This window comes from Embleya sp. NPDC008237, assembly GCF_042956465.1.
Lineage (GTDB): Bacteria > Actinomycetota > Actinomycetes > Streptomycetales > Streptomycetaceae > Embleya.
In genome coordinates, this window is record NZ_JBIBGL010000004.1 from 709,675 (window position 1) to 721,024 (window position 11,350).

Annotated in this window: 12 protein-coding genes; 5 read left to right on the forward strand and 7 right to left on the reverse strand. The window is 71.6% G+C overall.

Translation table 11 applies throughout. The features are described from left to right. Positions 1-25 precede the first annotated feature (25 nt). Positions 26-487 carry a GNAT family N-acetyltransferase gene (locus tag ACFZBU_RS13545; RefSeq protein WP_391583672.1) on the forward strand — a complete coding sequence of 154 codons (462 nt, stop codon included), beginning with the start codon at positions 26-28 and terminating at the stop codon, positions 485-487. Between the two features lie 143 nt (positions 488-630). Here ACFZBU_RS13545 and casB read toward each other — a convergent pair whose 3' ends face one another. Continuing rightward, entirely contained in the window at positions 631-1,233 is a 603-nt protein-coding gene (gene casB / locus ACFZBU_RS13550) for a type I-E CRISPR-associated protein Cse2/CasB (RefSeq protein ID WP_391583673.1), read from the reverse strand. A 346-nt stretch (positions 1,234-1,579) separates the two neighbouring features. Here casB and ACFZBU_RS13555 point away from each other — a divergent pair, with 346 nt between their 5' ends. Then, positions 1,580-2,497, forward strand: coding sequence for an LLM class flavin-dependent oxidoreductase (locus ACFZBU_RS13555; RefSeq protein WP_391583674.1), 918 nt, complete (start codon positions 1,580-1,582; stop codon positions 2,495-2,497). Positions 2,498-2,595: 98 nt separating this feature from the next. Here ACFZBU_RS13555 and ACFZBU_RS13560 read toward each other — a convergent pair whose 3' ends face one another. From ACFZBU_RS13560 to ACFZBU_RS13575, 4 genes are all read right to left on the reverse strand, one after another. Continuing rightward, a complete protein-coding gene (locus ACFZBU_RS13560; protein WP_391583675.1) occupies positions 2,596-3,138 on the reverse strand; it encodes an HAD domain-containing protein in 543 nt (180 codons plus the stop codon). Positions 3,139-3,434: 296 nt separating this feature from the next. Continuing rightward, positions 3,435-4,079, reverse strand: coding sequence for a LuxR C-terminal-related transcriptional regulator (locus ACFZBU_RS13565; RefSeq protein WP_391583676.1), 645 nt, complete (start codon positions 4,077-4,079; stop codon positions 3,435-3,437). Next, complete coding sequence (locus ACFZBU_RS13570) at positions 4,031-5,368, reverse strand: sensor domain-containing protein (protein WP_391583677.1); 1,338 nt, start codon at positions 5,366-5,368, stop codon at positions 4,031-4,033. Before ACFZBU_RS13570 ends, ACFZBU_RS13565 begins: the two co-directional genes overlap by 49 nt. Positions 5,369-5,643: 275 nt before the next feature. Then, entirely contained in the window at positions 5,644-6,360 is a 717-nt protein-coding gene (locus tag ACFZBU_RS13575) for a hypothetical protein (protein WP_391583678.1), read from the reverse strand. Positions 6,361-6,705: 345 nt separating this feature from the next. Here ACFZBU_RS13575 and ACFZBU_RS13580 point away from each other — a divergent pair, with 345 nt between their 5' ends. Further along, positions 6,706-7,026 carry a hypothetical protein gene (locus tag ACFZBU_RS13580; RefSeq protein ID WP_391583679.1) on the forward strand — a complete coding sequence of 107 codons (321 nt, stop codon included), beginning with the start codon at positions 6,706-6,708 and terminating at the stop codon, positions 7,024-7,026. Between the two features lie 39 nt (positions 7,027-7,065). Here the strand turns inward: ACFZBU_RS13580 and ACFZBU_RS13585 are convergent, their stop codons facing one another. Then, the gene (locus ACFZBU_RS13585; protein ID WP_391583680.1) at positions 7,066-7,977 is read right to left on the reverse strand and encodes a Ku protein; all 912 of its coding nucleotides are present in this window, start codon (positions 7,975-7,977) and stop codon (positions 7,066-7,068) included. A 398-nt stretch (positions 7,978-8,375) separates the two neighbouring features. Between ACFZBU_RS13585 and ACFZBU_RS13590 the strand changes: the two genes are divergently transcribed. After that, entirely contained in the window at positions 8,376-9,149 is a 774-nt protein-coding gene (locus tag ACFZBU_RS13590) for an alpha/beta fold hydrolase (RefSeq protein ID WP_391583681.1), read from the forward strand. A gap of 244 nt (positions 9,150-9,393) precedes the next feature. On the opposite strand, the gene ACFZBU_RS13595 is transcribed toward ACFZBU_RS13590, so the two are convergent. Further along, a complete protein-coding gene (locus ACFZBU_RS13595) occupies positions 9,394-10,086 on the reverse strand; it encodes a TetR/AcrR family transcriptional regulator (RefSeq protein WP_391583682.1) in 693 nt (230 codons plus the stop codon). A gap of 53 nt (positions 10,087-10,139) precedes the next feature. Between ACFZBU_RS13595 and ACFZBU_RS13600 the strand changes: the two genes are divergently transcribed. Next, the gene (locus ACFZBU_RS13600; protein WP_391583683.1) at positions 10,140-11,258 is read left to right on the forward strand and encodes an FAD-dependent oxidoreductase; all 1,119 of its coding nucleotides are present in this window, start codon (positions 10,140-10,142) and stop codon (positions 11,256-11,258) included. The last annotated feature ends 92 nt before the right edge of the window (positions 11,259-11,350 follow it).

Genomic DNA, 11,350 nt, shown 5'->3' on the forward strand with positions numbered 1-11,350 from the left:
AGGACACCCTCCCGAACTGTCTCGGATGCACGCCATCACCATCAAGCGGGCGGGTGCCGGGGATGCGGAGCGCCTCACCGCGCTGGTCCGCTCGTCCGGCGCCTACACGGGCATGTACGCCTCGATCGTCTCCGACTACGTCGTGACCGTCGAGTACATCGCCCGACATCACGTGTTCGTGGCCGTCGATGCCACCGACCGGCTGCTGGGCTGCTACGCGCTGGTTTCGGAACCGCCGGAGCTGGACCTGGCGTTCGTGGCGGACGACGCGCAGGGCCTGGGCGTCGGGCGGCTGCTCGTCGAGCACATGCTCCATCGGGCCCGGGCCACCGGACTCGCCGAGGTGCGCGTGGTCTCGCATCCGCCCGCCGAGGAGTTCTACCGCCGCATGGGCGCGGAACGGATCGGCACGGTGGCCCCCACACCGCCGAAGGTCACCTGGCAACGTCCCGAACTGCGCTTCACCCTGGACCCGGCCGAGCACTGACCCGACCGGCCGGGTGCCGGTACGGGCCCGGGCCGGGTGCGGGGCGCGGCCCGTCGTGCGCCCGCGGTCGTGGCGTCGAGTGCCGATGCGGGTCACCCCGGCGCCGTCGCGGCGTCACCCCCGGACGAGGTCGGGCCGGGTGGTCACCGGCGTTCCCGGTCGCCGGGTTCGCCGTCGGCGGAGGTCGATGCGCCCAGGTCGTGGAAGTCCTCCTCCCAGCGGTTGCGCGCGTAGCGGTGACCGACCGGGGTCTCCCACCACAGCAGGTCCTTGGCCAGTCGCACGTGGTCGAGCGCGATGCGCCTCGCCCGGAGTTCGGGCATCAGGCCGCGCAGTCGAGCGGCGAGTTCCTCCATCGTGGCCGCGTCGACCGCGGCATCGAAGCGTGTGCGTTGTCGCCGCTGCACCAGGGTGCCCTCGGGCACGAGTCGCAGCGACAGGTCACGGCAGGCGGCGCCGATCGAGGTGCCGTCCGGGCGATGCAGCGACGCGGCGGTGCGTCCCTGGTGGATCACGTACAGCGTGACCACCTGCGCAACGGCCCGGGTCGCGCGCCGGCGGTCGAGCGTGTGCGGCAGGTGCGCGGTGATCGCCTCCAGGGCCGACGCACAGGGCCCCGCGTCGACGCCGGCCGGAAAGCGCGCCGCCAGGGTCCGATCGCCGTGCACGCGGACGAGGAACGTGTGCAACGCGTGCTCCCAGGGCGCCCAGTAGGCGGAGACGCGAGGGATCGACGGCGCCGTCATCGTGCGCACTCGGTCGGGAACGGCATGACGTGGTCCTTACTGCCGGCGTTCAACGGACGGATCCGTGTCGGCATCGCCCCGGGCCGGTTCCCCGCCGGCCCGGGCCGATGCCGCTACGTCATGCATATGACGACGGACGCCCGCCTTTTGTGACGACGGGCGCTTGCGTCGCCGTCGCTGCCCCGGCGGGTGATCCGCCGGGGGGCCGCGCCGCTCCCGACTCCGCGCAGCGCTTCGTGCCCGTTGTCGCCCCGCCTCGGCTCGGGGCACCACACCGCGCACGCCAGGGGCCACCCTGCACCGCAGTAGCCTGCAAACACATGGTTGGCAACCTAAAATGCAAAATATGACCGATTACGGGCGCCCGTTGGAGTTCGGTGTCTTTCCTACGCCCGAAAGCTCACGGGTCGACGAGATCCTCGCGCTGGCGGGCATGGCCGAGCGGGAGGGTCTGGATCTCATCGGGGTGCAGGACCATCCCTACCAGAGCCGCTTCCTGGACACCTGGGCGCTGATGGCGGTGATCCTGGCGAACACGCGGCGGGTGCGCGTCTTCCCGGATGTGGCGAACCTGCCGCTGCGTCCCCCGGCAATGCTGGCCAAGACGGCGGCCAGCCTGGACGTGCTCTCCGGCGGGCGATTCGAACTCGGCCTGGGAGCGGGTGCGTTCTGGGAGGCCATCGGGGCGATGGGCGGTCCGGCGCGTACCCCCGGCGAGGCGGCGGGCGCGCTGGAGGAGGCGGTCGACATCGTGCGCCTGATGTGGTCCGCGGAGCGCTCGGTGCGCTACACCGGCCGGCACTACCAACTCGCGGGCGTGCACCCCGGCCCCCGGCCCGTGCACCCGATGGGCATCTGGTTGGGCGTGCTGGGTCCGCGCATGCTGAACATGCTCGGCCGCAAGGCGGACGGTTGGTGCCCCTCGAACAGTTACGCGACACCCGAGAAGCTGCCCGACATGCAACGCCGCATCGACGACGGCGCGGCCGAGGCCGGACGCGATCCCGCCACCATCCGACGCGTCTACAACGTCTTCGGGGCCATCACGCACGGCCCCTCCAACGGCTACCTGGTCGGCCCGCCCCGCCAGTGGGTCGAGGAACTCACCGCGCTGGTGGTCCAGTTCGGCATGGACACCTTCATCTTCGGCGCCGAGTCCGACGACCCGACCCAACACCAGCGCTGGGCCACCGAAATCGCCCCCGCCGTCCGGGAGTCCGTCACCCGCCACCGCGGCCACCCCGGACGCACTCCCACCGGCTGACCGCAAACGACACGGAGACGCCTCACATGTGCGCCCGGACCGGGCGCACGGGACAGTCAAGGCCGCTCGACTCGTGGCGATGGGCGGGGTGGGCCGCGTCAGGTCGTCGGCGGGGAAGGAGGCGCGACGTGCGGGTCGCGGAGCCAGGTGGCGACGGTGGTGAAGTCGGCTTCGGTGAGACCTCGGCGGGGATCGACGTGGTGGAGCAGGGCGGAACCCCTGTGGTGTGCGGCGACCCAGGCTCGGTCGGTGTCGGTGAACTCGTCGTCGACCCAGACGAACGGGCGGCCGGCCGCCCGGACCACCAGGGTGCGGGTCTTCCAATGCAGCCCGGCCCGCTCGTCCCGATCGTCGACCTCGGTCTGTTCCGGCCAGATCACCACGGCGAGTTCCGGCAGACCGAGACGAGGGGCGATGTACGTGTTCGCCTCCTCCATCCAGGCCGTGGCCCAGACCAGATCGCACGGCAGCCGCAACAACCGGGGCCCGTACCCGGGATCGAGCCTGGCCAACAGCGGGTTCGCATCGACGTCGCACGCTTGGGGATCCGTGCCGTGGTTCGGATACTCGGCCGCCCCGAACGGGAGAAGCGGTCCGTCGACATCGAGGAAGAGCAGCGCGCGCTGCGGCGGACGGGTCACGCCCGCACGATAGCGGCCAGGCCGGACAGGGGATATGGGTACGGGTCGGCCGGGGCGACCGGCGCGACCGGGTCATGCTCGCGCGATCGCGTTCCCGCGCGGCCGCGTCCCGCGTGGCCGCGCCATCGCGCCGCGCTGCCTCCGCAGCCGGTGCCGGTGCCGGTGCCCGGTGGGGCGCGCCGTCGCATGGGAGTGCTGCCGCGCGATCGCGCCCTGTGCCGAACGTCCCGCGCCCCGGGACCCTGCGTACCTCGATCCTCGTTCCTCGTTCCCCACTCCCACTCTCGCTCCCCGCCTCAGCGGTCCAAATAGGCCAAGACCGCCAACACCCGCCGGTTGTCGTTGTCCGACGGTTGCAGGCCGAGCTTGGTGAAGATGCTGCCGATGTGCTTCGCCACCGCCTTCTCGGAGATGAACAGGCCCTCGGCGATACCCGCGTTGGAGCGCCCCTGGGCGAGCCATTCCAATACCTCGCGTTCGCGCGGGGTCAGGCTGCCCAGGTGGGTGTCGCGGTCCTTGCCGGTCAGCAGTTGCGAGACCACCTGCGGGTCCATCGCCGTTCCGCCCCGGGCCACCTGTCGAATGGTGTCGACGAACTGCCCGCCGTCGAAGACCCGGTCCTTGAGGACGTAGCCGACCGCGCCCGCTCCGTCGGCCAGCAACTCGCGGGCGTACAACGGCTCGACGTACTGGGACAGCAGCAGCACGGGCAGGCCCGGCACCCGACGCCGGGCCTCCAGGGCCGCACGCAGGCCGTCGTCGGTGAAGGTCGGCGGCAGGCGGATGTCCACGATCGCGACGTCGGGCCGCAGTTCGGTGAGCGCGGCGAGCAGGTCGGGCCCGCTCTCCACCGCGGCCACGACCTCGTTGCCGTACGCCTCCAGCAGTCGGATCACCCCGTCCCGGAGGAGGAAGTGGTCTTCGGCGAGGACAATGCGCACGGAATCTCCATCGTCACCCGGGTCGGGCCGTTCGGCGGGCTGGTCACGGCCAGGACACCGTCGAACGTGGCGAGCCGGCGCTCGATGCCGCGCAGGCCGCTCCCCCGGCGGGGATCCGCCCCGCCCAGGCCGTCGTCGGTGATCCCGATGCGCAGCCGCCCGAGAGCGTAGCCGATGTCGATCCGGACCCGGTCGGCGCCCGAGTGCTTGGCGGCGTTGGTGAGAACCTCCGAGACGGCGAAGTACGCGGCTGATTCCACCGGCGCGTCCGGACGCCCCGGCAGGTCGATGTCGACCTGCACGTCGAGGGGGCAGATCATGGCAAGCGAGCGTACGGCGTCGCCCAGGCCCCGGTCGGCCAGGATCGGCGGATGGATACCGCGGACCAAATCGCGCAGTTCCTCCAGCGCCATGGACGAGGATTCGCGGACCTGGACCAACAGCGCGCGCACGGCGGCGGGATCGCTGTCCAGGAGGTGCTCGGCCGCGCCGAGCGTCATGCCCATCGCGACCAGCCGTGCCTGCGCGCCGTCGTGCAGGTCGCGTTCGATCCGCCGGATCTCGGCCGACTGCGTGTCGGCCGCCTCGGCGCGGGTCGCGGTGAGCTGTTCGATCCGGTACGCCATCTGCGCCTTCTCGCTCGGCGCGAGCACGGCCCGGGTGTACCGGGCGTGCAGGCGTACCGCACGCGGCGCCAGCCACAACGCGAGGGGCAGCTGGAGCAGACCGAGCACGCCCGCGAGGGTCGCGGTGGTCTGATCCCGGACCGGGACGAACAGGTACCAGAGGCCGTCCCATTCGTGCGACAACGGGACTCCGTAGAACGCCAGCCCGATCGCCCAGAAACCACCGAGGAACAGCACACTCGGCCCGGCCGCGAGTGTGGCGCCGACGATCGGGTCGAGCACCAACCAGAGCCAGTCGCGCCAGGTCTGCGGATCCCGGGCGATCCACCGCAGCCGAGCAAAGAAGCCGCGCCCACCGGGAATCGGCTCGGGCGCGGGCAGGTAGCAGGCCGGGATCCGCACGTTCGACCACCGATCCGCCAGCGCACGCTGCCGATTGACAAGCCGCCGCACCGCGCATACGACCGGCGCCAACAAGAGCAGACCCAGACCGGTACCGAGCAACGACACGACCACCGAGACCGCCAACGACAACAGCGCCGCCCGGAACGACAGCCACCACAACACCAGCGATCGGCGCAGTGCGACGAACCCCTCCGAAAGGGAGAAACCCCTGCCCGCCCCAGGCAACCGCGCTTCGGCTCCCGAATCCGCATGAATCATCCGCCCTGCGCCCTTCTCCACGGCTTCGGTACATCGGCCGCATGGCCGCGTCGCCAGTATGCGGGGAGGCGGCGGGCATGTCGGTGGAGGTAAGTCCCCTCTTCACACACGAATCGAGCCAGGTCTTGACGGGCTGTCAGGGCGCGGCAATACCCGGCGTGATCGCCGGCCGAGGACCACGGTCGGTGGAAGGGGTGAACGGGTGAAGGTGAACGGGGAGCGGGTGAAGGTGAACGGGCCGCCGGGCGGGGCCGCCACTCGTTCCCGGACGCCCGTTACGCCGAAGACGCCTGTGTCGCCGCGTCGATGACGGCCTCGATCGCCTGCTCGTAGACGTACCCGTGTCCGTTCACGAACACCTCCGCCCGCGAACCCGGGCCCACCTCCCGGTCCGGGACGTGGAGCCGGACCACCCCGGCGGGCGTACACAGCTTGAACGCCTCGTAGCCGCCACCGCAGGCGTCCACGTCGACGTTCACCTCTTCGTCCCGCAATACCAGGCCGCGCCGCGCGAGTTCGGATCGGAACAGCGCGAGGTTCCGGGCGAAGGCGAGCACCCCGACCGCCTCGTCGGCGAGTTCCTCCACCAGGTCGGCCCACGCGTAGGAGTCGGTGTCGCATTCGATCGACCAGGGGCCGTTCGGCTCGGCGGCACGGACCACCGCGAGTTCCACGCCGGGCATGGCGATCCAGTGCTCCATGTCCGCATGCGGCCGAACGGCGAACAGGCGGTATTCGGCCCGCCCTTCGTCGTCCTCCTCGGCCGCGTCCGGATCGACCAGCCCCTCGGCCGCGCAGCCACGCGCAACGAGCTCGGCCGCGAACGCGACCATGTTCGCGCGCGCCAACGCGTCGATGCGGGCAGGCTCCGGCTCGGGGCTCGGCACGACCGAATCGCACTCCTCGGGCATCGACTCGCCCCTCCTCGCAACGTCGCCGTGGTCGTGGTCCGCGTCCTGCGCGTCGTGCGCATGCGCGTCGTCCTCGTACACGATGCCATCCTCGCCGGCCCCAAGCGCGAGTGGCGACGGGGACATCCATCACCATGAGCACGGGGCCCGGATGGTGCTTCGGGCGCACGATCACTTCGGCGGCTTCGCGCCGAGTTGCCGGCCAGTCCGACCCTCGACGCAGCGGCACCCGCCCCACACCCGGCCCGCTCGCCCGGGCCAGGTTGCCGGGCCGGGCTTCCGAGCTTCCGAGCCGGGCTTCCGGGCCGGGGTTCGGCAAATGCCCCGCATCACCGGGACTTCGACGGCACCCGGGCTCGAGGTTGGCGAGACGGGACATCGCGCACCGGGCGACGAGTTCGAGCCACAGGGCCTATTCTCGAACACATGTCCGAACGATTGCCCGACAGCCCGCCCGATCGCCCGTCCGACAGCCCGTCCGACAGCCCGGCCGGTCGCCTGCCCGCGCGTCTGCTGCCGTTGCTCGATGTCCAGCTCGGGTTCGAGCGTGCCCACCTTGCCTGCCTGCGGGCGGCCGAAGTCGGCGACGAGGACGCGCTGCACCGCGGTCGGGCCGCTCGCCTGTCCGCCATGCGGGCGTTGATCACCGCGCGTGCCGCCGCGGGCGCGGACAGTGCACCCGACCGGGACCTGCTCAGGCTGGCCGCGCTGGCCGCCCTCGAACAGGAGTCGGCCGACCCCGCCTGACGGCCCGCCACGCCGACGGCCCACCCCGTGGCAGCGCGTTCAGCCCGTCTTCCTGCCCGGCCGCGTGGTCGTGCTCTTCTTCGCCGAGGCGCGGCCGCTCGCGGTCTTCGCCGTCGTCCGGCCCTTCGTCGTCGCGCGTGTCTTGGTGTCCGTCTGCTTCGCCGGCTTGGGGTGGTCCTTCTCGGCGGCCTTGACGCTCGCCGTGAGCACGGACATCAGGTCGACCACATTGCTCTCACTCGCCTCCTTGACGACCGCCTCGTCGGGGTGCGTGCCGGTGGCCTTGGCCTCGACCAGGGCGTCCATGGCCCGCTGGTAGTCGTCGTGCACCTCGCCCAGGTCGAAGTCCTCGCTGAGGGTGTCCATCAACGAGGCGGCCATCTTCATCTCCTGCGGGCGGATGGTGACGTTCTCGGTGGGCGCGATGCCCTCGGGCGCGCGGAGTTCGTCGGGCCACAACATGGTCTGCAGGGTCAGGATCTCGCCCTGGGCGCGAACCAGCGCCAGGCTCTCGCGCGTGGAGAGGGTGATCTTCGTGACCGCCGCCCTGGACTGCCCGGCGAGCGCCTCGCGGATCAGCACGTACGGCTTGGCCGCCGCCGGCGTCGCGGGCCCCAGGTAGTAGGGCTTGGACAACATCAGCGGGTCGATCTCGGCCTCGTCCACGAAGGCGAGCACGTCGACGACCTTCTTGCTCGGCAGCGGCAGCTCGGACAGGTCCTCGTCGCTCAGGACGACCTGCCGACCGTCCGCGGCCTCGTACGCCTTGGCGATGTCCGCGTAGACGACCTCCTCGCCGTCCAGCTCGCACACCCGCTTGTAGCGGATCCGGCCGCCGTCCTCGCGATGCACCTGATGCCCCGGCGAGCGGTGCTCGGACGTCGCCGGATACAGCTGGACCGGGATGCTCACCAGTCCGAACGAGATTGCGCCCTTCCACGTCGCCCGCATACCAACCCCTGACCGATTTGATATGAAATGACCACCTTCAACGGTAGGTCACCACGGCACGGCCCGCCTCGGCCGCAGGGGGTCCGCGGCTTCGGTGCGGGCAACGGACGCGGCACGGAGGGGGCCAAGGGGCCGCGAACGACGGACCGGCTCATTCGACCTTCCTCCGCCGGCCGGACCGAAGGTCGGGGTTGGCGGCGGCAAGCTGCTCGGCGACCCGACCGGCCGCGCAGGCCGGCGCGACCCGCCGCGTGGGGGGCGAGCGGTGGGCGCGGTCGTGCTCCGGACGCGGGTCGACGCGCTCGGCCGAAGATCGGTCGGGTGTGCCGCGATGAGTTTCGGGGCGGCGGAGGGTCCAATCATGTGAACGCGGTCCCACACCTTCCGAGGAGAGCACGATGACGTCCAGCGCCCCCACCGTCGGATACGCCCCGGTGAACGGCATCGAGCTGTACTACGAGCTGCACGGCACCGACGGGCCGCCGCTGGTCCTGCTGCACGGCGGCGCGCTGACCATCGACCTGAGCTTCGCCGCGCTGCTGCCCGTACTCGCCGCGAACCACCGCGTGATCGCGGTCGAACTCCAGGGCCACGGCCACACCGCGGACAGCGACCGCACGATGTCGCTGGAGGTCTTCTCCGACGACATCGTCGCGCTGCTGGACCACCTGGGCATCGAACGCGCCGACTTCCTCGGCTTCAGCCTCGGCGGTCTGGTCGCACTGCGCACCGCGGTACGCCACCCGCAGCGAATCGACCACCTCGTCCTGCTCGCGACGCACTACCGGCACGACGGCTACCACGCGGAGATCACCGCGCCCGAGCAGACCTCCCCGCGCCTGCCGACCGTCGCCGACTTCGCCGCGATGGTCGACGCCTACGCCCGGGTCGCCCCCGACCCCGCCCACTTCGAGACCACCCTGACCAAGCTCCAGCCGCTGGCCCACGGCTTCGTCGAGTGGACGGAGGACGAACTGCGTTCGATCGCCGCCCCCACCCTCCTGGTCGTCGGCGACACCGACTTCATCCGGATCGAGCACGCCGCGCGCATGCACGACCTCATCCCCGACGCCCACCTGGCGATCCTCCCGAACACGACCCACATGCAGGTGCCGAGCCGCACGGACCTCCTCGTCCCGATGCTGGCTTCGTTCCTGCCCACGAAGGTGTGAGGAAGCACCGGGGGCCGGGCGGGTGGGGCGGAGGCCGCGCTCGCGGAGGTCACCGGCCCGCCCGAGCCCGGCGACGGCAGGCACCGAAGCCTGTTCGGCCCCATCCCGCAGTCGTGGGCGCCCGGGAACGAGCAGGCGGATCCGGCGACGGCGCAAGCGCGCACGGCCGTGCGTACCGGCCCCGCCTTCGCTCACACGCGGCAGGAGCGCCCCGCCCTCGCTCACATGCGGCGGGAACCGGGCGTCACGCCGGTGGCCGGGCGAGTTTGGCGGCCACGGCGTCGAGGACCCAGTCCAGGCCGGTCGCGAAGGACACCTCGGCGTCCACGTCCGTGCCGTCGTACACCGCCTTGGCCAGTGCCGGGAAGCGGCCCGTGGCCAGCATCCTCGTCAGATACGGGCCGGAGGCGCGCTGCCAGTCGCGCTTGGACAGACCTGTGGCGCGCTCGGCTCGCAGGTTCGCGATCTCGCGCCTGATCGCGCCGGTGAAGTAGGCGCCGACGGTCTCCACGGCGCGCATGACGGTGTCGACGTCGGCGAGGCCGTCGAGGGCGCCCAGCGTGGTCTCGGTCACGGCGAGGGCGTTCGGACCCAGGGCCGGGCGGCCGCCGAGCAGGTCGGCCAGCCATTCGTGACGGAGGGCGGCCAGTCTGGTGCGGTGGGCGAGAATGCGCAACGCCTCCCGCCAGTCGCCGGGCTGCCGCTCGGGGAGGATCTCGGCGTAGACCTCGTCCACCATGAGGTCGAGCAACTCCTCTTTGGTGGAGATGTATCCGTACAGCCGCATCGGGCCGGCGTCCAGTCGGGCGGCCACCTTGCGCAACGACACCGCCTCGAGCCCGCCCTCGTCGGCCAGCGCGATGGCGGCGGCGACGATCCGCTCCCGGTCGAGCGGCGCGGGGCGGGTCGGCGGCTCCGGTCGGTCCCACACAGTCATGGTCACACCGTACTGTTGCGATACAGCGTAGTGGCACAATACAGTGTATCGACATGAGACATCGTATCGCCGTGGTCGGGAGCGGCCCTGCCGGCCTTACCTTCGCCCGCGTCCTGCATCGCCACGATTACCCCGTCACCATCCTCGAACGCGATCCCACCCCCGACGCCCGCCCCCCGGGCGGCACGCTGGACCTGCACGAAGGTCTGGGCCAGCTCGCGCTGGACAAGGCGGGGCTGCTGGCGGAGTTCCAGGCGCTGTCTCGTCCCGAGGGGCAGGCCATGCGCATCCTGGACACGGACGGGACCGTCCTGCGCGACTGGCAACCGCACCCGGACGACCGGGCCAATCCCGAGATCGACCGCGGGCAACTCCGTGACCTGCTGCTCGGCCCTCTCGACGTCCGGTGGGGGCGGGGCGTGACGCAGGTGGTACCGGGTACCCGGGACGGCGTGGCGGTCCATTTCGCGGACGGGCACCAGGAGACGTTCGACCTCGTGGTCGGCGCCGACGGCGCCTGGTCCCGGGTCCGCCCGGCAGTCTCGTCGGTGACGCCGCACTACACCGGCATCACCGCGGTCGAGACGTCCCTGGACGACGTCGACACCCGCCACCCCGACCTCGCCCGGATGATCGGCGACGGTTCCTTGGCCGTGTACAGCGTGAACCGAGCTCTCGTCGCCCAGCGCAACAGCGGCGGCCACGTCAAGGTGTACGCCCAGTTCCGCGCCCCGCTGGACTGGCACACGGACCTGGATCCGGCCGACGTCGAGGCCCTGCGATCGAGCCTGTTGGCTCTGTTCGACGGCTGGGCCGCTCCCGTGCTCGACCTCCTCCGCCGGGGCACCACTTTCGCCCACCGCCCCCTCCACGTCCTGCCCGTCTCCCACACCTGGACGCACGTCCTCGGGGTGACGCTCCTGGGCGACGCCGCCCATCTGATGCCCCCCTTGGGCGTGGGCGCGAACCTCGCGATGCTGGAAGGCGCCGAACTCGCCGAGGCCCTCGCCGCCGGCCCCGCGGATCCGGACGAGGCCGTCCGCGCCTTCGAGGAACGGATGTGGGCACGGGCCGGCAGGTGGGCGGAGTTCACCATGGCCGGTCTGGAACGCCTCGTCAGCCCGGACCCCACCCAGGCCCTCGCCCTCTTCGACGGGCTCCAGCCGTCCTGACCGCCGGGACGAACCGTGCGATGTGGGCGAGCGGCCGGCAACCGGCGTGATTCGGGCCTGCGTTCGCCGGTGTGGCGTGAACGACAATGTGC